Here is a 21,173-nt window from a genome sequence, read left to right as displayed (position 1 = left end):
TTAGACCTTGAAATGTTAACTTAGTAAAGTTGATTCAATAACCACTCAATCTTACAGCGCAATGCCAATGCCGACTGCGTTATCAAAATGATTATAATCAGAAATTGTCATGCCATAGCCACTTTGCAGCTTTAGGTAACCTCTTAAGCCTTTATATATTGGAAAGCGCCAGCTCAATTCTTCATAGCCTTTAGAAAAGCCACTTTCTACCAGGTTTCTTATGGTTAGGCTCACTTGATGCTCACCAAAATACCAATCCCCTTTGACAGTGCCATAGCCCATATAGTCTTCAATATCAGGATTATAATCCGTGCCTGAAAAGTCCGCTCTCAACCAAGGTTTTATACTGAATACAATATCCTTGTACGCTAATGAAAACTCGAGATAAACACGGTTCCAACTTCGCTCATAAACGCCACCTTTGCCATTTGATTGGTGCTCGAAACCTAAGCTAGTGCTTTTCCACGCATCGGTAGCGTCTCCGTGCTGCCAAAACCAGAACACTTGCGGCTGATACTGCGAATCTCGGAAATAGGCTGAGTCGTCATATGCCTGCCAATTAGATATTTGGCTGTAAGCGATGTAGAAGCCATCATTATCAGTGAATAGATTATTCGCGATGCCATATTTTAGGCTGAGCTGAAACTGCACATTGGTTTCGCTGATCTCGTCATTATTTGGGTTTTGAGGAGCGTAGTAAGCTTGATTTGCAGATTGCGTTTGGTAAACCGGTAAAATGAAATTGTTATCAAACACCGTAAGTTTATAAAGATCATCTGCAGGAGTTAAACCTGCTACTCCAGTGATATCATTACTCATAGTGACCAGCTCTTTTGCCTGAAGTGAACCTGCAGCCAGTAAGCTTGCCAGCAAAATAACATTGGTTTTGGTATTATTTTTAATATAGGTATTTATATTGCTTATACGCTTCAAGTTATTTATCTCCCTATTAAATAACGACGAACGACATCAGCAATATACTTGTTATTTCCTGATGTTCGCCTCAATATCTTAATATATTGGAATTATATTGATTTTACACCTTTCAGCGCCAATCCTCGCCTTAAAAACCAAAGGCTAAGCTACAGTTTCCGTCTTTAATGCCGTAAATTGTCTGTAGCTTAGCCTTTTTAATAAGTAAAAAGGAGCCCATGCAGGCCCCTGAGTTATGACTTAATCAACCACGATAACATGCTGTAATTACATAAAGATAAACTGACGATAAAGCGCAATAAGCTGCTCTCGAATAACCTTAGCCTGATCCGCGCCACCTTCATCGACACAAAGGAGTAACTCCTTCTCCTTGGCAGTGATCTGCTGACACAGGGCTGACAGACTCTCACAAAATTGCGCCCTATCCATGTGGCTAACTGCAACCTGAGTTTGACTACCAGAGTCGAGTCTACGCTTAGATGAACTAGGCACTACGCCATTGGCCATGTTATAGATAATTTGATGGCCTCGTCGCTCAGCAGACTCGTCGATGGCACTTTGCATCGCAGTTGTCACTTTATCTGCATATAGAATCGCTTTGCCGTTCTCGTTACGCGCAGCTCGGCCGATAATTTGAATCAGCGCCTGTTCTGAGCGTAAGAAACCGGCTTTATCTGCATCGAGTACCGCCACCAAAGAGGCCTCAGGAATATCTAAACCTTCACGCAATAGGTTAATCCCTATCAGCACATCAATCTCTCCCACACGCAGAGCTTTTATGATCTCGACCCTATCGTTGGTTTTGATATCTGAATGTAAATAGCTGACCTTAAACCCTTTGGCAGACAAAAAGTCATTTAACGACTCTGCGCTCTTCTTGGTTAAGGTGGTCACTAGTGTCCGTTCGTTGCCGCTCACTCTAAGGGCTATCTCTTGAACCAGATCCTCAAGGTTATTGTCAGAAGGACGAATTTCAATTTCAGGATCGAGTAAACCTGTTGGACGAATAATCTGCTTAAATACCTGCTGTTTTGATTTTGTTAGTTCGTAGTTGCTCGGAGTGGCTGACACAAAAATGGTTTGTGGCTTAATACTTTCAAACTCAGTGAAGCTCAACGGACGGTTGTTACGGGCAGAAGGGAGACGAAAACCAAAATCAATTAGTGTGTTCTTACGGCTCTGATCACTCTTATGCATGGCCGATATCTGCGGGATCATCACATGTGACTCGTCAATAAACAGCAAACCATCTTTAGGGAGATAGTCAAACAAAGTTGTTGGTGGTAACTGTGGGTCGCGCTGATTTAGATAGGAAGCATAATTCTCAATACCTGGACAATAGCCCTGTAATTGCAACAGCTCAAGATCTGACACTGTGCGCTCATATAACCTCGCCGCCTCAGTCAGTCTATTATCTGCATTGAGTATAGCGACCTGTTGCTCCATATCGTTCATTATCTGCCCGCAGGCCAATTCCACCTGCTCTATAGATACCGAATACAAGGTTTTTGGCGAGACACAATATTCAGCGATTGTCTCGAGTTGCTGGCCACTGATGGCATCAATCCAATACAATTGATTGACTCGGCCAGCTTCAATTTCAACTGTCAGCGCCTGATGCTCGGAATCAGCAGGAAAGATATCAATCACTCCCTCACGTACTAAAAACGTCGCCCGCTTGATAGTGCGATTACAACGCGTGTACTGCAACCGCTCCAACCGCTGGATTAAATCATCAAGGTCTATTTCTTGTCCTAGCCAGAGCTTAACTTGCAAGGAACGGTAGGCATCAGGATCTCCTAAACCATATATCGACGAGACAGACGCCACGACGATAACGTCTCTACGCTCAATCAAGGCCTTAGTGGTTGATAATCGCAGCCGCTCTAAGTGCTCGTTAATGGCTGAGTCTTTACGAATAAAGCGATCGCTACCGGGAAGGTACACTTCTGGCTGATAATAATCGTAATATGATACATAGAATTCGACGGCGTTTTCAGGAAAGAAGTGCCTCATTTCACTATATAGCTGCGCGGCTAATGTTTTGTTATGGGCCAGAATAATCGTCGGCCGTTTTAACCTATGAATGATGTTGGCCACAGTGAAGGTTTTACCCGAGCCCGTAACACCTTTTAAGGTTTGATGGCTGTTTCCATTATCAATCCCATCGACTAAGCGAGCAATGGCTTCAGGCTGATCGCCTGAAGGCGTATAGTTTGAATGTAAGATAAAGGTATTTTTAGACATAAGCACTCGCCTTTAATCAAGTCTCGCTGCAAAGTCATTAGTACACTCCACAGCTTAGATTAACTATAGAGTATCAAGCTTAGTCGATGGCTAGCAGGCTGGTTTAAATCGAATAAAGTAATTGATTTACTAATTTAACGCTTAACTGTAATCATGTGCCATCAAAAATATTGATAGCACACTTTCGCTTTCACCTGCACCTTAGCCTTAAGCATATCTTGAACTTACATTAGCCATAATCTCTAGCCTCTAAGCTCTGGCCCTAGCCCTAGCCTTACTTCATAAGGCTCGATAGATATCATTAAGCTGCCGTTTCCTGTGTTTTATCCGGCACATTGCAGGTGTACTGACAGCTTTCAGCCACCCCTTGCTTATGTAAACTGCAGGCAAGGAAGGCTTTGCCAGTACGGCTATTGGTACGCTTAACTAATTTACCCGAAATGCATTTTGGGCAGACTGGAGTCTTATGGCCACATTTTGCTGAGCTGCAAAAGTGATGTGTTTCATTGCGAAGCATTGGAGCGCTGTGACAGACACGACATGCTTCAAGCTTAGTATCACAATATTCTTGCCCTAATGAGCAAGTGTAAAACACACCATAACGCCCCTCTCTTGGGATAAGTTTTCCCTCATTGCACTCTGGGCAACAAAGCTGCTCATGGTACAAGGGAGCGAGATCGTTAAGGTAAACGCGAATATCGCCTGCATAGCCTCTTAGCTCTTTAACAAAAGCGGACTCTTTACCTAATTCGGCCTGCACAAATACCGTTTGTTTTGCCCGCGACAGTGCAACATAAAACAAGCGTCTCTCCTCGGTATCGGCGTAAGCATCTAGCTTTGGCAGCAAAGCTTCTAAGATAGGATCACTATCTATCTTGCACGGAAAACCATACTTGTCGTTATTCACGTCGAGCACGATAACATAATCGGCTTGCTTACCTTTCGAGGCGTGGGCTGAAAAACCGGAAACAGCAAACTGAGGATAACTGCGCTGCCAATGACCCAACTCTTTAAGCGATGCGTTGAAGCGACCGATTAACATCACAGTCGCTCGCTTATCTCCTTCTATATGCCTTGTGACTTCATCGATACTGTCAAAAGCCTGCGCAATTGCCGCCTCTTTACTGTTTATCAGCAAACAAACTTGTGGATTGTCACTTTTACTATGGGTTGTAAGCCGCTTTTTTAATTGAGCAGGATTTGCCTGAATAAACTGTGAAGCCACCTTTTCGATTTTGTCATTAAATCTGAAAGTTTTATCCAGCATCACAGTTTGGGTCGCACCGAAGGTCTCACTAAAATGAGTCGTTAAACCCAAATCGCTGCCTGTAAACCGATAAATGGCCTGCCAGTCATCGCCCACACAAAACAGGGCACAGCCTGGACTAGAGTCTCGCAGTTCAGTCACCAACTTGGCACGCTCTGCTGAGATATCCTGAAACTCATCGACCATAATGTATTTATATTTAAAGCGCTCAGCCGTTTTCTGATGAAAATCCTCGGTTCGCGTTATCTTAAGCGCTTCGGCGATCATATCGGAGAAATCTAAAGTATTTAGTGATTTAAGCTGATTGTCATAACGATTATAAACCCACCTAAATAAATGTAAGAATGCTTTCCACCTTAGTTGGTTATAGGTTGAAGTTTTATTGCCCGTTCCCTTTGGCATATTAATGGATTCAAGCCCTGCTAAGGTATAGCTGGAGGACTTAAACAACCCCAAAAAGCTCGACATCAAGCGGCTCACATTACGATACACGCCTAAGTGCTTAACCTGAGCAAATACCTCTTGCGGCGAAATAGGCTTAAAAAGTTGACTCTCTTCAATGCCAAGCTCACTGCAGCGCTCACACAATAGCGCTTCTAGAACCTTGTCTAATCCACCTTTTTCAGCCTGCCAACTAAAGGTTTGCAACAGGCAGGTGTTATGTCGCTTATGTAGCGCAATCTTCCACTCTCGGCTTTGCTGGTAGGCATCTTTATCGATATCAGGTCGAGTATTTCCCTGTTTATCCTGGCCAAAATGCTCTAGATAAGCATCAAGCAGCGGAATATAAAAATCAGGCTGGTAAACGCTCTTTCCAGGCTCAGAGATCTCATGATTGTCTATACAATATTTCGGCTCATATTTAAATTCAATGCCGTGGCTATAAAGATAATTACAGATGGTAAGTTCTTGAAAGCTCTTAACGAGGTCGCCTGATAATGCACGGATCTCGTTGTTTTTAAGATAGGTTCGGTATTGACCTTGGCTGTTAAAATCCAGTTCGTTAACCTGTGGGTACAGATAGCGGCCAAAATAATCCGCAACGGGATCGGCCATTTGTGGATCGGCTACGATATCGTCGATCTGTTGATCGACAAATTGGGTTAGACGCTTATCATCACTCGCCAACACAGACACTTGGGTCGAGCGATTTAAGTAGTACTGGATAATCTCCTTACCTAATGCATGAAAGGTACTGACTTTTACTTTAGACAAGGCTCCATTTGCCTCGGAGGGGTCTCCTGCAATACTCGTTAACCGTTGTTCAAGCTCAACTCTGGCATCTTTACCGTAGGCCAGCATCAAGATCTCTTCGGGCCGAGCCAAACCTTGATTAACCAAGTAAGCAGCCTTTGCCGCCATGGTGCTGGTTTTACCTGTCCCCGCCCCCGCAATCACTAAGGTGTTATTCTCATCGATAACACAGGCCTGACGCTGCAATGCCGTAAGCGGGTTTGCCTCTATCGAATCAAACAACTGCTGGTGAGCATCTAGCTGCTTTTCCTGCCACCACTGATTATATTTTGCAGTAAATGCCTCAGGCTGCTTAATGAACTTAGCTAGCCTGCAGTTAAATGAGTGAGTATCAAACCCTAACTGAGCAAAATTATCCACACGGCCAAATGCCGCTAATGAATCTTGAAACTCATGCTGCAACTGGCTTTTATCTGAATCACGCAAATATCGCTTATGTTGTCCAAAGCAACTGTCAAAACGCGCAATATCTGCAAGCAGCTCATCATAGCTGCCTTGTAGCGCCGCCTTGCTATGCAACAAATGGTTTTTCAGGGCGTATTTAAACAAAGGTTTACTGTCGATAAAGCGGAAAAAACTAAAACGCGTATCTCCCCAAACTAATGTTTGAGTAAACCAGCCTTCTCGGACTTCAACGGTTTGATCAAACTGCGGGTAAGCATAGAGCTTACCGTTTATGGTTAATCCCTGTTCACAAAGTTTGGCACCATTACAGAATATGATCCCTTGCAGAAAACCGAACTCAACAGAATGTCGCCTAAGCTCCATTTACAACCTCTGATTGGTAAAATACCGCCGCATAGTATCAAGTTATCTAAGCTGCAAATAGCGCTAATGTCGTCGAGCGCTTAAATATTTACCAAGTCATTAAACCGTTAATACCAAAGTAAATTGTCTATAAAAACAGCGAGGAAAAACCTGAAGCCTTTTTTAGCTTTTTTCACATCTAAAAACTGTATAACAAGCGTGATTAACCACACAAAAAATGAATCTAACCCCATTAATTAAGCTCAGTATCACACACCTCATAATAACTAAATGCTAGCCTTTATCTCAATTCATAGCGCCGCATAAAAATATAAATGCTATGCAATATCATCTAGATAAAAGATCCATTGATGGAATGAAATAAGGGTTCACCATAATGAAAAAAGTACTAATTGCTGGTCTTGTAAACTGTTTATTCGCAGGTACCGCTGTCGCTGAAAACCTAGACAAAGATACTGCGCTTGGCATGGCAAGTCTTATGATTTGTACAACGTTTTATGCAGAACAAGATATGCAAATCGAAGGCAGCATTGTTGGCCAATCTATGATGATGCATAAAGATGCTGGCATCGAAGAGATGATCATGTCAAAAGAAACCAGCGAAGCATTAGATGCTTACATGGACCAATTCAAAGCAGCGAATAAAGAGCAGCAAATCAAGATATGTGACCAAGCAATTAAGTTTGCTCGCGAAAGTGATTTTATTACAGCTGAATAAGCGAGATATCTGGCTATACGCTTAAACAATTGATAACCCCGTAAGGGGTTATCAATTGTTTATAACGCGGCAAAATCTAGGCTTTATTTGATATAAAGATTGCAGGTTTATACATAGACTGGCAGTCTATATTGCACAATAAACAAGCCATTTAGATTGCAGTATACTCCCTCATATGACAACAACTACAAATTGGGACTCCCCTGACTGGTTAAAGTCAGTCCAAATATGGACTAATAATAACCTTGTAAAAATGGGATTAGAGCCAGTTGGAGAACTACAAAAAGTATCAGGCTGGTCTTTAGGATATATTCTAAAACAAGATACAAATAGGGGTTATTACTTCTTCAAGGCGACCGCCTTTCTCCCCCTATTTTCAAACGAGTCGCAACTTTGCTTAAAGTTAACACAATTGCTCCCCGCATATGTGCCCACAACACTATTCTCTTTAAACCAAAACCAATGGATGCTATCCGAGTATTTTGGTGGCAGCCTGCCAGAAAATGCTGATAATCTGCTGTGGCGAGGTGCCTTTAGTCAGTTTGCTAAACTACAAATAGAGTCAACTCGGCATATAAGCGAACTAATAAGCAATGGATGCTTACAGAGATCAATTACAGATCTTCCAGCTTTGCTTAGCGAGATCTTAAATGATCTAGATATCACCTCTAGCCTGCCAGTAAAAGTCTCAACTCATAAAAATAATCTTATAGTAACCGTAACTAACTACATCGAAGAGTTACAACAATTTGCACTGTCAGATACCTTAGTTCATGGCGATCTTCATATCGAAAATATCGCACAGCAGAACAACGACTTTATCTTTTTTGACTGGAGTGATGCCTGTATAAGTCATCCATTTATCGACGGCACTTATATTTATAGAATGCCTGATAGTGTAGAGAAGCAAAATATAATAGAAGCTTACTTAACACCATGGCTATACCTAGCTGATATGGCCACTCTTAAAAGAGCTTGGAGTAAAGCAGAGTTAGTCTGTTACGCACACCAAGCTATCTCTTATGCATCGATGAAAAAGACACTTTCTAACGAGCAAATGAAAGACTTAGAGCAAGTATATTTAAATGCCTTTAATAGATTAGTTAATTTTAGCTGTCTGGCAGATCCCAACAATCATGCGGATGAGTTCATTACATAATTCAGCCAGGCTGGTAAGTCTGATAGCTACGTTGCCTTATACTGACAAGGATAACCACAGTTCAGCCGCCTTTTTATATAGTTAATCGCTAACTTAGTTTCCTGTTACGTGAATAAGTTGGAATGTCCAATTCCTCTTCAGGAGTTTTCATTGCCCTTGCTGATTTCTCTTTTAAAAAATCATGTAAATTTAACAGCTCAGATGATTCAAAACGGTGATGATGAGATATTGAACTTATAGGCTCTTGCGGCTCCTCAAAACAACTCGCTCCCGTACCAGCATCATCTTGCATACCTGTTGCAATCACCATCAACTCAAGCTCACAATCCAGATCTGGGACTATAGTGAGGCCAATAATTACCAGCGCAGCAGGATCAAGCTGTTCTTGCAACGTTTCACCTATACTATTGTACTGATTAAGCTCAATATTCTCTGTTGCCATCACACTTACAATCGCGCCTTGCGCCTTAGATAGATCGCACTCTTCTAACAGGGGATTCTTAAGTGCTTTATTGATGGTCTGTTGCAGATCTTCGCCTGCCATCTGTCTGGCCACTCCCATTGCCGCACGCCCTTGGTGGCTCACCACCGCAATAAAGTCATTAAGGTCGATATTAATCAAACCAGACTGACTAATGGTCGTGGTTAACCCCTGCAATACATCTTGCAAGATACGGTTACTCTCATAAAAGGCGTTAACTAAACTAACCTTCTTATCCAGTGTCTTAACCAGCTGATCGTTAGGCAGCACGATTAGCGCATTGGCATGCTGCATTAGCTCATCCACGCCTTTCTTCGCCATTAATCCTCTTTGTTGGCCTTCAAAATTAAATGGCGTGGTCACCACAGCCACTAAAGGCTTGTGGAGCTCAGTCGCGACTGATGCCATAAAAGGAATGGCGCCAGTACCCGTACCTCCCCCCATTCCACCCGTTATGAAAATGATATCTGCCAGCTCAATGTATTCTCTAAGCTCAGCCTCTGACTCCTCAGCGGCTTCATAGCCTTTAAGTGGTCTAGCACCGGCTCCTAATCCTTTGGTTGCCTCAAGGCCAATCTGTAGTCGGATACTGCACTGTGAGACGTGTAAAGACTGTGCATCAGTGTTAACCGCAATGAGCTGTACATTGTCACCTAACACGGACTGACTGAGTTGATTAATTGAATTACAGCCACATCCGCCAACACCAAATACGGCTATTCGTGGTGCTTGGTTATTTTGAGTATGCAAATCGAACATTTGCCCTTCTCCTTGGTATTGTCATTTGACTTAAATAGTACCGAGGAGATTAACCTAGCTATGCGACAGACTCGGTCGTAGCATTTTGATATTGCGAATTAACTTTTCCAATCAACCGGGTGAAATGCTCACGTAGTTTTGGGGGAGAGATCACTTCCACACTGTCAGCCATGCCCCACAAAAACTCTCTTAATCTTGGTGTATCACACACGCTCGCATTAAGACGATAATAGCCGTTTGCCAGTCGTTCAATCTGCTGATCGTCACTCAGTCTGGCATTACGCTGAATAAAGTTGGCCGACGGCGAAAGCATTAACTCTAAAGCTATCGGCCTTGTGGCGCTTACTTCGCCGGTAAGCGTGATATCAAAATCATCGCGTGTGATCGCATCGCTATCGAGTAAGCGAATATTACGCATTAAGTTAATCGGTTTGGCATACCGTTTTGTATGTGATGTTCCCACAGTAAATGCCAGCATGATGACCCCATCCGAGATTTTTATCCCTTCAGGGTTAATCGGTCGGTAGTCTATCCAATAACTTTTGCCTTTAATAAAACGCTGAATTTCGCAGGCTATTTGTCGCTTGTTTAACAGCGCATCTTGCACAATTTCTAATGCCTTAGGATCGTGATCGTCGTAGGTAATAGGCAAAGGTGCTGGCAACTGGGCGACACGAAGTGTCCAGTACAGCCAGGGATTATCCGGATCCGTGCCTAAAACTTGATCGGCACGTTCAAAATAAGGGGTAAGCTGCTGTAAACTTTTAGGCGGCAACAGTTGCTTGGCATTGTGCTTTAACGTATGGAACGCCAATGCCATATGATGATCCATCAAAGTTAAATTAAGACCACGCCAGCAAGCCGCAATAGACCAACCAAATGGTTTGCACCTGTCATCCATTACTAAGCCAAACAGTCCCATGTCGTACATAGCTTTTAGCTCTCGCTGCACGGTTCTGAGGCCTATGTCATAGTCACGATTTTGTAGCTTTTCAGTGATCTCCTTGGCGGTAAACTTTCTAGGGTGACGCGGTATTTGCTCAAGCATAGCGATTTGGCGCTGGATATTGGTTTGCATCAAAAATTCTCTGATCAAAAGCTCTCTAATTTGCTGAGCGATTAGCATAATACACAGCTGCGACACATCTTGACGCAGGGGGAATATTTTATATCTAAATCATTAAAAGTCATCCACCACGCGATGAAAAGTCGATGCATAGCTCAAGCCGCAGTAACTAATGCCTCAGTGACTAATACCGCAGTGACTATTATAAATAATCTCAAGATCTATCACTTCATCAAAGATAGATAACGTCCGAACCTACTGTTAGCGTTGACTAAATGCTGCTGTAGCCCATAATCACAAGTAAACGTACTGCTAATACCTTAGCTTACTGACATTTTTGGGAGCCTTTTAATGAGTGGCCTTAAACTCAAACCGCACCACTTAGTCTTATTATTCGCTTTAGCGATCGCCTTTTATGCCTGTTATTTACTCATATCCCCTTATTTAGGCTCGATAGTACTCGGATTTATCGTGTCGATATTATTTCTCCCAATCCATACTCGAATTCAACAGCGCATGCCTAACAGCCCTAATATGGCCTCAGTGTTTTCTTGTACATTGGTGACTGTGATGGTGTTGATCCCATTACTGTTTGTAGCTATGGCCATTATGAATGAAGGCATCAACTTCATGACTAATGCTTATGCTTGGTTAACTGACGGCGGAGCAAAAAGCTTTCTTGCTCATCCCTATATTCAAAATGGCATTGCCTTATTAAATAAGTGGCTGCCATTTGACACAATTAAGATAGATGAACTCGTGCAACAAGCTGCCGGAAAAGTAACGCAACTGAGCAGCAGTTTATTAACTGCTAGTACAGGCATTGCAGGCGATGTAGCGGACACGGTTTTAGATTTTGGACTGATGCTATTTGTATTGTTTTTCTTTTTACGAGATCAACAGAAAATTATCGATAACACTCGCCACATCATTCCATTATCTCGCTCGCAGCAGGGGCTTATCTTTAATGAAGTCGGAGTGGTTGCTAAGTCTGCCGTATTAGGTGCATTTCTTACTGCATTAGCCCAGGGCGCGCTCGGCGGAATAGCCATGTCGTTAGCCGGATTTTCGGGGTTATTCTGGGGCAGTATGATGGCCTTTGCTTCCTTTATCCCATTTGTTGGCACCGCAATGATTTGGCTACCGGCCTCAATTTATTTGTTTATAACCGGTGACTGGCAATGGGCGCTATTTTTGATTGTTTGGGGGGTTGTGGTTATTGGCTCGATTGATAACTTTCTCAGACCTTGGCTCATGCAAGGTAATACTGGTATGAGTACCCTACTGTTATTTTTCTCACTACTAGGCGGTTTACAGCTATTTGGACTAATCGGCTTGATCTATGGGCCGATCATTTTTGCGGTTACCTTAGTATTAGCTCGGTTATATGAGATTGAGTTTAAAGACTTTATTCAACAGCAAGACAGAGAATAAAACCTATAAGCTTTTGGTGTAAAACATAGCCCCTCTCTGTCGACAAGAGTTATGTTTTACACGCTTCTTTTACGCGACTGTTACTTCATTTTCGCGAGTTCTTGCTTCAACTGCTCTAGCTTGTATTTTTCTGCAAGGACTTTTTGTGCATAGTGATAGGATTTATCTAACTCATTCGCAGCTTTAGCCGCCTTTAAATCAGCCTTATCGCTTTCGAGCTGAAGTTCCACTCCAGCAATTTCGGTCTGTAAATCATTCTTAATGCCTTCATCAGTACAATTGGTGTTAACGTGCTTAAGTGAAGACTGTAACTGCATGACCATTTGATCATGCCCTTTAGCTTTTGCATCGGCTATCAAGGCTTCAACTTTACAGCTCTTCTGTGCACAACCTGCAAGCTTTGAGCAATCAGCTGCTGATGCAGCTTGTGCATAACCGATGCCTAAGGTTAAGACACTACAACTCATTGTTAAACCTATCAATACACGTGACGTTTTGTTTTTCATAATCAATTCCCTATTACAACTTCAATAGTTTAGTTTTTGCGAAAATACACAATACTCACTGATTTATAGTCACAAGTTCACGATACGTCCATTTCGCACGTCAAAGTTTGGCTAGCTAACTCATGATCTAAGGTGGCAAATTGAGCTTATCCCCCAGTAATCGTTCCTCAAATATTTGCCGTGCGAGATGTCATCTCACCCAATATCCAAGGTCATTGATAGCTTTTGAACTATACTTCTGCTTTCTTCGAATTATAAGTTGACAAAAAACCATACCAGAAACTATATTACCAGTTATGCGGAAATATTGTCACGCGATTAAACAATGACTCGCGGTTAATTTGCTTAACTCCAATTAACGATGAGTCTTACCTGTGGCCTTAAAAAAATAAATGGTGACACCATGATTAACGACACAAGCAAACAAGCTTCACAAGATGCAATTGAGTGGGCGTTAACCCATGGTATGGCGTTAAAAACCACGCCCTATTCAGCCGTACATACTGCGTTTAGCTTAACGCCGACGCCGATATCGGCTGCGCGCTATAAAAAGTTAACGGCATCAGTAGGTCTATTGGGCAAACTCGTCCACTTTGCATCCGAAGATACTGAGTTCCTCAGCGAAGCGATTGAACCAATTACCAAGGGCGAGCCTTTCTTTAATGCCTTATTAGAGATGCACCGAGCCATTCACCAACCTGATCAGCAACTTACTCAGCAAGCGGCGCAAAGTGCTAAACGATTACCGCTTTTAATTATGCGTAGTGACTTTATGGATGATGCTAATTTAGGTCCAAAACTAATTGAGTTTAACGGTATTGCGGCAGGTATGGGCCCATTCGGTCAACGCGTACACGAGCTACACAAGTTTTTGCAGTTACAAGCGCCAGAAGCCTTTAGTGAGTGGTCAACGCCAACAACAGGGAAGTTAGTTGCTAACCACGCGATAGAAAACTTAGCCCAAGGCATAGCTAACGCCACACATAGAATTAATGCTGAGTTTGTAGCCATTGAGCAATCTTCAATTAATAACACCATGAACGCGCCAACCTTTTTAATGGTTGTGCAAGCTGGTGAAGACAATGTTTACGATCAACACCTACTAGAACACGCCCTGCAATCTAAAGGCATTCGAACCATTAGACGCACGTTTAGAGAGTTGCACGGTAAACTTAAAACTGGCGATAACCATAGATTGTTACTCGACGGTGTAGGCGCTATCGACACTGTATATTTACGTGCAGGCTACCAATATTGTGACTACCACGCCAACGACATCATCAGCCGCGTATGCTGTGATGCATTAATGCAAACTCGCATCTTTATCGAACAGCACCGGGTCGCCGTTAATGCCACCGTTAGCCAGCAACTGGCCACCAGCAAACGAGTACAGATGTTACTGTCTTCAATGGAGCCAGCAGCCCTCACCCGTTTTGGCTTAAACATTGATGAGGCAATCGCCGTTAAAGAATTACTCGGTGAAATGATTGCCATCACTGAAGACAGCGCCGCAATAGTGGCTAACAGCAGCAACAATGATTGGGTACTCAAAAACCAAGGCGAAGGTGGCGGCCACTGCATATTTGGCGACGACATTTTGCCAAAAATTGCTGCACTAGAGCCCCACGAATACCAAGCCTGGTCACTGATGCGCAGATTGCACCCAACAGCAAGAGCAACAACTGCGTTAACCGTACGCAAGGGTGAGCTACAAAAAGTCGACGATCTTATCAGTGAAAACGGCATGTTTACCGTACATATAAACGGCGAAGCAGCGATTACAGATCTCAATGGCGAGCAACAAGCTTACGCTGGATACCTGATTAGAAGTAAATCTGCCCGAACCACCGAAGGCGGCGTCCACAGCGGCATGGGCGTATTGGATTCGCTGGTGTTTAGTGATTGAAACTTTAGGGCTCAGTAATAAAAATAGATTGGTTGTTAACGTTATTACCGAGGGATTAATACCAACCTTAACCCTCGGTAGCTTCTTGCTATTTACGTCTCAGTTTAACCAACGTAGGTAATTTAAGCCCCACAGCGATACCAGCTAGCATACAAAGCACAGTTGTGATCCCTGCAGGAGATAATGAAGGTAAGCCGAGCAATAGCTGACTATCATTACCGCCACTGGCAATTGCTGCACCGATCCCCATTAAGCAGCCAGCGAAAAAGTGTTTCAGGCTACTGCGCTTAGATAATGCTATAAGATCGAACGTTTTCTTATGTAACGCAGCTAAAACCATACCCGCTATTAAAGCACTTATGAGTATAAAACGGCTTTCATCGGGCCAGATTTCTGATTTTTCGTACCAAAGCGATAAACTAACATCCTTCAATAGTCCGCTGGGAGTCCATTTAGGTTCGTGTAAAAATACAATACCAGCGCACAAGCCTATGCCTAGCATGCTCAGCCAAAGCTTACGATTATCTCGGGTCATTTTTATTGTACAAAGCAAAATGAAACCAGATATACAAACTAGAATTCCTGTATGTAGACTAAGCTCAATTTGATAAGGTGAAATACGATAATCAAGAGAGAAAGAAGCTAACAATAACCAACCCGCTAACCAACCACTAATTGTCAAAAACATCACTAATTGCCCTCTGGCTAATTTGCTAATCGTTGAGACTCCACATCCACCATTAAATGAAGCGCCAAGCCCAAACAGAAAACCACCGACAACAGCCAATATTGAATACTCATAAGAGATAAACGGTGTTTCAACACCAACAAGGTAACCGATAAGTATAGAAATCCAAGCCAAAGAGCCGCTCATTACAATGGAAAGTAGAAACATTGGTTTACCAGCTAATGTCTCATTTACACCACGAACAAGGCATAACCCAGTTGTTTGAGCCAAATAACCTAAAAAACCAATTAGAAATATTGCCAATATTAATAACATGTAGTGTTGTCTCTAATCGCTTTGCTTCCTAACAGTTTAGACAGAAATTTATTAAACACTTAAAAATCAAAAGTTAAAATTAATAACTCCGGTTATTATTCATACACAAGTTGGTTGCACCCAACAACTACACAGGTGTATACTTTGTTGGCAATTTTAATTCTGGAGTTAAATTTGAAGGTAGATGAACTAAGCAAGCGGCCAATAATAACCAAGGTGTTAAGTGATGCAAGGTTGGCCAATACTGCAATTTTTTTCTATGCAGCTTTGATTTTCATTGATGCTTTCCCCCATTTACACAGTAAATTTGAAACCTCAATTAACACCCTAATATGGTCATTATCTGCTTTCTTTGTTATCGAAGTATTTGCACGTATTAGATGCTATGGCTTAAAAAAATATTTTTCTACCTTTGGAAACACGGCTGACTTCTTGGTAGTTATAGTAGGGTTCATTGCTGTTTCACTTCCGTTTTTAAACCTCATAAATATTGGTATTTTGAGACTAGCTCGCTTGTTCAAACTACTCAGGATGTTCAAATTTATCCCACATGCTGAAATAGTTTATACCAATATCGGCAGAGCCCTTCGGGCATCAGGTGCGATATTTTTTCTATTATTCCTTATGATGTTCGTTTTCGCATTGTTAGGTAACGCAATGTTTTCAAGTATGCTCCCTCAATATTTTGGTGATCCCGTATCCTCTATCTATTCAATATTTACAGTCTTTTCTATTGAAAACTGGAATGATATTCCCGACGAAGCCATGCAAACAGGAATAGAGTCAGCATGGTTGATCCGAGCCTTCTTTATATTTGTTCTAATCTCAGGTGGTTTTATCGGTTTATCCTTAGCAAACGCTGTATTCGTAGACGAAATGGTAAGGGATAACCATGATGAATTAGAGAGAAAAGTAGACTTACTTATCGAGTTGAACAAGAAGCAGGCCTTAACAATTCAATCACTCATGGTTGAAAAATAGAAAGAAAAACTAACGTAGGAGTCCATAATGACTGATATATGCCAAGAAGAACTTAAAGAAAATTTCGACCATTTTGATACAGATGGAGACGGCAGTATCGTCTTATCTGAATTTAAGCGTCTTTTACTTGCCCTAGAAGCTATTGAACCTAGTGAAAGTGCTGAAATTGGCTTCAATGCAATTGATTTAGATAATAGCGGAAGTATTGACTTTGAAGAGTTTAGTGAATGGTTTAACTCCAAATAGTTTCTACTTAATATTTGCACTCGCAGTATAGAGTGCAAATATTACCTCTTAGATTGTGATACTTACAGTCGTAATTCACAAATTTAATCATCGATTATTTATTTGATAAATAAACATATTATTACTCGATAAAAAGTAATAATATTTATTTATCAAATACGCTATCAAAACACTCGTTCTCAATTAGGCACTTCTAGATGAACTCAAGCTTAGACTTTACCCCACTAATTCCCCAGTTTGAATTATTAAAAAACGGTATTTTTGCTTCAACGGCCTCTTTAAGTGCATTTATTGTACTTATATTGCTTGTTACCTTTACAGTAGCTTGTTGTTTATCACTTTACGCGACTTTTAAGACATATCGCAGAACAAGCCTAGTAAGAAAAATCATAAAAGGTAAAGAATCAGCTACTGTTCTTCATGAACGTTCCGATATGCTTGAAAAGTCAGAACCAATAACCGTTATCCATGACCTCTGGTCAGAGTTCGACGAAACGCTCGTCGAAGTCGAAACTGCAAATGGCCAAGCACTTTATAACACTGTCGATGCCGAATATTTCTTCAACACAACAACATTAGCGCGCGGCTCAACAGAAAGCCGCATGGCTGCAGCTGTACCTGGTTTTTTAACAGCAATAGGAGTCATTGGAACATTCATTGGTCTGCAGCTTGGATTAGGTGGATTACAACTTGATTCCGGTGCAAGTGTTGATGAACTTCGCGAAGGCATCAGTGGAATGATAAATGGTGCAGCTGTGGCATTTATGACATCTGTTTACGGTGTTGCCTTAAGCTTAATATATAACTTTCTTGAAAAATGTCTTGAGCGACGCGCCCGAACTCGAGTCATGAACATCCAAAGTCAATTAGATAGGCTTTTCCCAAGACTAAGCGCTGAATCACAATTAGTAAAAATTGCTGACGATGGTGAGCAGTCAAAAGATGTGTTATTAGGATTAGCTGAGAAAATTGGTGACAAACTACAAGAAGCACTCGTTGAATCTTCACAGCAAATACAAACAGGTTTAGAAGCTAGTCTAGAAAAAATAATGGCGCCTGCGATTAACAAACTGGTGGACCAAACATCTGAAGGGAACCAGCAAGCCTTGGAAGGTTTACTAGAAAAGTTTATGGAAGGTTTTGGTTCACAAGGGCAAGAACAACGTCATGCCATGGATTCAGCCTCAGGTAAAATAAACGATGCGATCTCAAGTATGAGTCAAACCATGCAGTCGTTCGTCACTAAGATGGAACATACGCAAGAACAAGCCACTACACGTGAGAAAGATCTTGCCGAGCAAATCAAGAATCAAATAAACGAGTTAGTTACTCATAGCCATGAACAAAAACAAGTACTCACCAAGCTTATTGATGAAAACCTTAGCAACATTGAAGAGCAAACTAAGCAACGTTCAATAACTGAGCAAAATAATAGAGATAAGGCCGACGCCCTATTCAGCCAGCATATTCAGCAAACAAGCCAAATCAGTGAGAATATGTCATCCAACATTTCTAAAGCGACACAGCAAATGCAAACAGCTTTAGAAAAACAGATTAATGATAACTCTGATAAAGAAAGCAAGCGTCAAGATGCGTTAATGGAACAAACAACAGAGCTAAAAACAAGTACAGAGTCGCTTCTAAAGCAGGTAGAAGAGCTAGTTACAGCACAAGTAAAAGCTACCTCAAACCTATTAGTACAGGGTAAAGCATTACAAGAGGGAATTGATGCATCCGTGCGCTCTAACCTTGATGCATCCGCAAACATGAAGCTAACAAGCGAGCAATTAAACGTTGCAGCTAGCTCTATGAATGTAATGGGAAGTAACATTAAAGAAGCTGGTAACCAATTATCCGGCGCTGTAACCGAGGCCGTGAATACGACTAAAGATCTTGCTTCGCAAAATCAAATCACTGCAGACAGAATTGAAGACTTGCGCTCTAGATTAAATGAAGATTACCAAGCTCATACAGTGATAACTGACAACTTAATGAAAATTATTAAATCTGCAGACACCAGCTTTGATAATATGAAAGAACACCAGCAAAACTATTTAAAAGAGTTACAAAACAATGTGATTTCACTAAAAGATCATTTAAATGTTTTGCTTGTTGAATACGGTAATCAAGTGAATGACCAAACGACTGCGCGCCTCAATGTTTGGAATGAGCAAACTTCTGAATATACAGGACAAATGACATCAGCAATGAAGGCGCTGTCTAGCGTTATTGATGAGATTGAGACTAAAACAGGCAGACAAGTTGCATGAGTAGATTTAGAAGAAAGCCTGTAAATATAGATGAAGAAAATCCCTATTGGATGTCCTTCTCTGACCTTATGTCAGCTTTGCTAGTGATCTTTATTCTTGCTGCAATGGCACTTATTCTTGAGTTAACACAAACCAAGAACCAAGTAGATGAAGCAATAGAAGAGATAAAAAAGGCTGAGATGGTACGACGTAACATCTTGCATGACATCAAGACTGAATTGAGTGCCAAGAATATCGTTGTTGAAATCACCGAGAACGAGACCGTACTGCGTATACCTGAGCAGCAGCTTACATTTGCCTCAAACAAATTTGACATACCAGAAGACGAATCGACTCAAAACGCAGTGATTGAGATCGGTAATACAATCCATAGGGCGATACTAAAAGATAAAAGATTTGCTTATTTGGATACTGTTTTCATTGAAGGGCATACTGATAGCCGCCGCTCTCCTCGTCAAAAAGGAAATTGGGGCTTATCGACATTCAGGGCCATTTCATTGTGGGAGTTATGGAACGACAAAACAGATTTAGCCCCAAGATTCGATAAGATTCAAAACAGCCAAGGTCAGACATTATTTTCAGTAAGTGGTTATTCATCTACGCGGCGAGTCAATGAACAAGAACTAACACCAGATGATATGCAGCAAAATAGGCGTATCGATATACGCTTTACAGTGAAAAAACCAAGCTTCTTGGATCTTGAAAGCATAAAAGAGCAATTTTAATGTTTGAAATCGACTTTCATTTACCTAAATTTTCTCTCGATAGTGTCAACATGGAAGCCTTTAAACGGCATATGGCTAAACATACTAAGACACTATCAAAACTGACAGATAATGTTGGTCAAACGAGTGATGAATTTCAAATCACCTATCGTCATCTATGTGACGCTATACGGGCTTATAGGTTTACACCAGCTTTAATAAATAGCCACCTTATGGTTAGAGCCCTATCGTTAGCGATTAACGATTCAGAGCTCAATAGTAAAATCAATTTTAGCCGACAGCTGCTAGAGCAAATCGATTCGATTCAAGTTAAACCGAGTGCTCTAATAACCACGGCAATGACAAACCTATTCCTGCAGCGCTTTGATCAATTAACCGATGTTGAAACTCTTGGGGATTGGCTCATAAAGGCCAGAGAACTTAGAAAGCAATCAGAGCGTTCAGATAAGCATATTTTTAGTATTGAAGGGCCTAAATGGTTAGCTAATTCAGCTATAAAACAGCAAGATGATCTGAATTCAATACTCAAAGACAATCGACTAGAACAGTATACGAGTGGTAAGTTTCTATCTGATGCTCATTCAATTTACTTTGTTAAGCAATTACAAAAGATCCCTGTAAATCAGCCTCACAAAATTTTAGATGAAGTGATAAAAAAGGATGTATTTACAGCTAAGTATGACCGTACCATGCAAGTCGGCCATAAAGTACTTGAGATTTTAATCGACAGAGCAAATACACAAGAGCTAGATAAAAGCTGGGAACAGGTCATCTTAACCATTGCTGGAGACCCGAGAGTTGCGTCAAATAGTGCAAAGTACCAGCAGTGGTGGAACAAGCTCGGCAAGTCTCGTATCCAAAAAGTAATTGGCTGGCTGTCTCGTTTAGATTTAAAACTTTTTCTTGAGGTCCTAGAAGACTTTTCAAAAACCTCAGGAAATACAGAATTAATCCGTATGTACCCTTCTCGCAAAAATTTCCTAGAGGGTGTATTTGAAAAAGACTTAGTTGAGAACTCCAGGTTGTACTTATCACGCCAGGCTGAAAGATACCTAAAGCTACACTACAAAAAAGATGAGCTACCTAACTATTCAGTCGTCAGTGATCAAGACAAGTCGATAATCTACTTAAAGCTCAAAAATGCCCATGTTATTGAAGGCAGCCACAGTTGTTATTTATGGATTTACCCAAATTTGCATGAAGATGCACTTGTGTTTAATTACAACCGCACGACACCTAGCTACAGTGAATTGACCAATGGCCTTGCTGCAAAAATGGCGATAAAAGGATGCAGACCTAGTGCAAGAATCCAGCACAATCCAACAAATTTCAACTGGCAATACCAAGGTGTTGAGGCTTTAAAAAGCTTAGGTATGAATGTTACAGGGCTAGATGTGCTTTCAACAGAAGATTATAAGCGCTATAAGCGATTATATGGGGCAGTATAAAT

16 protein-coding genes are annotated in these 21,173 nt (G+C 41.5%); 9 read left to right on the top strand and 7 right to left on the bottom strand.

What is annotated here, in order from left to right:
- Positions 1-51: 51 nt before the first annotated feature.
- From K5Q73_RS18410 to K5Q73_RS18400, 3 genes are all read right to left on the bottom strand, one after another.
- Positions 52-933 carry a phospholipase A gene (locus tag K5Q73_RS18410; RefSeq protein WP_259650791.1) on the bottom strand — a complete coding sequence of 294 codons (882 nt, stop codon included), beginning with the start codon at positions 931-933 and terminating at the stop codon, positions 52-54.
- Between the two features lie 267 nt (positions 934-1,200).
- Positions 1,201-3,180 carry an excinuclease ABC subunit UvrB gene (uvrB, locus tag K5Q73_RS18405; RefSeq protein ID WP_220763155.1) on the bottom strand — a complete coding sequence of 660 codons (1,980 nt, stop codon included), beginning with the start codon at positions 3,178-3,180 and terminating at the stop codon, positions 1,201-1,203.
- A 301-nt stretch (positions 3,181-3,481) separates the two neighbouring features.
- Positions 3,482-6,469 (bottom strand): UvrD-helicase domain-containing protein, encoded by a 2,988-nt coding sequence (locus tag K5Q73_RS18400; protein ID WP_220763153.1) that lies wholly within the window; start codon positions 6,467-6,469, stop codon positions 3,482-3,484.
- 376 nt (positions 6,470-6,845) lie between these two features.
- On the opposite strand from K5Q73_RS18400, the gene K5Q73_RS18395 reads away from it, so the two are divergent.
- Together K5Q73_RS18395 and K5Q73_RS18390 are read left to right on the top strand one after the other, a co-directional pair.
- The gene (locus K5Q73_RS18395; protein WP_220763151.1) at positions 6,846-7,187 is read left to right on the top strand and encodes a hypothetical protein; all 342 of its coding nucleotides are present in this window, start codon (positions 6,846-6,848) and stop codon (positions 7,185-7,187) included.
- Positions 7,188-7,362: 175 nt separating this feature from the next.
- Positions 7,363-8,346 (top strand): phosphotransferase, encoded by a 984-nt coding sequence (locus K5Q73_RS18390; RefSeq protein WP_220766162.1) that lies wholly within the window; start codon positions 7,363-7,365, stop codon positions 8,344-8,346.
- Between the two features lie 88 nt (positions 8,347-8,434).
- Here K5Q73_RS18390 and ftsZ read toward each other — a convergent pair whose 3' ends face one another.
- Positions 8,435-9,586: a cell division protein FtsZ gene (ftsZ, locus tag K5Q73_RS18385; RefSeq protein WP_220763147.1), complete on the bottom strand. Its 1,152-nt coding sequence runs from the start codon at positions 9,584-9,586 to the stop codon at positions 8,435-8,437.
- Between the two features lie 58 nt (positions 9,587-9,644).
- On the bottom strand, positions 9,645-10,664 hold the full coding sequence (locus K5Q73_RS18380) for a YafY family protein (RefSeq protein ID WP_220763139.1): 1,020 nt from the start codon (positions 10,662-10,664) through the stop codon (positions 9,645-9,647).
- Between the two features lie 339 nt (positions 10,665-11,003).
- Between K5Q73_RS18380 and K5Q73_RS18375 the strand changes: the two genes are divergently transcribed.
- The gene (locus K5Q73_RS18375) at positions 11,004-12,086 is read left to right on the top strand and encodes an AI-2E family transporter (protein ID WP_220763137.1); all 1,083 of its coding nucleotides are present in this window, start codon (positions 11,004-11,006) and stop codon (positions 12,084-12,086) included.
- 80 nt (positions 12,087-12,166) lie between these two features.
- Here the strand turns inward: K5Q73_RS18375 and K5Q73_RS18370 are convergent, their stop codons facing one another.
- Positions 12,167-12,592, bottom strand: a complete 426-nt coding sequence (locus K5Q73_RS18370; RefSeq protein WP_220763136.1) for a DUF1090 family protein — start codon at positions 12,590-12,592, stop codon at positions 12,167-12,169.
- 403 nt (positions 12,593-12,995) lie between these two features.
- On the opposite strand from K5Q73_RS18370, the gene K5Q73_RS18365 reads away from it, so the two are divergent.
- Positions 12,996-14,498: a glutathione synthase gene (locus K5Q73_RS18365; protein WP_220763133.1), complete on the top strand. Its 1,503-nt coding sequence runs from the start codon at positions 12,996-12,998 to the stop codon at positions 14,496-14,498.
- A gap of 88 nt (positions 14,499-14,586) precedes the next feature.
- On the opposite strand, the gene K5Q73_RS18360 is transcribed toward K5Q73_RS18365, so the two are convergent.
- A complete protein-coding gene (locus K5Q73_RS18360; RefSeq protein WP_220763131.1) occupies positions 14,587-15,501 on the bottom strand; it encodes a YeeE/YedE thiosulfate transporter family protein in 915 nt (304 codons plus the stop codon).
- Positions 15,502-15,675: 174 nt separating this feature from the next.
- On the opposite strand from K5Q73_RS18360, the gene K5Q73_RS18355 reads away from it, so the two are divergent.
- From K5Q73_RS18355 to K5Q73_RS18335, 5 genes are all read left to right on the top strand, one after another.
- A complete protein-coding gene (locus K5Q73_RS18355; protein ID WP_220763129.1) occupies positions 15,676-16,482 on the top strand; it encodes an ion transporter in 807 nt (268 codons plus the stop codon).
- A gap of 27 nt (positions 16,483-16,509) precedes the next feature.
- Entirely contained in the window at positions 16,510-16,728 is a 219-nt protein-coding gene (locus tag K5Q73_RS18350) for an EF-hand domain-containing protein (protein ID WP_220763127.1), read from the top strand.
- Between the two features lie 197 nt (positions 16,729-16,925).
- A complete protein-coding gene (gene zorA / locus K5Q73_RS18345; RefSeq protein ID WP_220763125.1) occupies positions 16,926-18,998 on the top strand; it encodes an anti-phage ZorAB system protein ZorA in 2,073 nt (690 codons plus the stop codon).
- Positions 18,995-19,723, top strand: a complete 729-nt coding sequence (locus tag K5Q73_RS18340) for an OmpA family protein (protein ID WP_220763117.1) — start codon at positions 18,995-18,997, stop codon at positions 19,721-19,723. The genes zorA and K5Q73_RS18340 overlap by 4 nt, the downstream gene beginning before the upstream one ends.
- Positions 19,723-21,171: an EH signature domain-containing protein gene (locus K5Q73_RS18335; RefSeq protein WP_220763115.1), complete on the top strand. Its 1,449-nt coding sequence runs from the start codon at positions 19,723-19,725 to the stop codon at positions 21,169-21,171. The genes K5Q73_RS18340 and K5Q73_RS18335 overlap by 1 nt, the downstream gene beginning before the upstream one ends.
- The last annotated feature ends 2 nt before the right edge of the window (positions 21,172-21,173 follow it).

The organism is Shewanella sp. MBTL60-112-B2 (genome assembly GCF_019655055.1).
In the GTDB taxonomy this organism is placed as follows: domain Bacteria; phylum Pseudomonadota; class Gammaproteobacteria; order Enterobacterales; family Shewanellaceae; genus Shewanella.
This window is presented reverse-complemented; position numbering and strand designations above follow the sequence as displayed.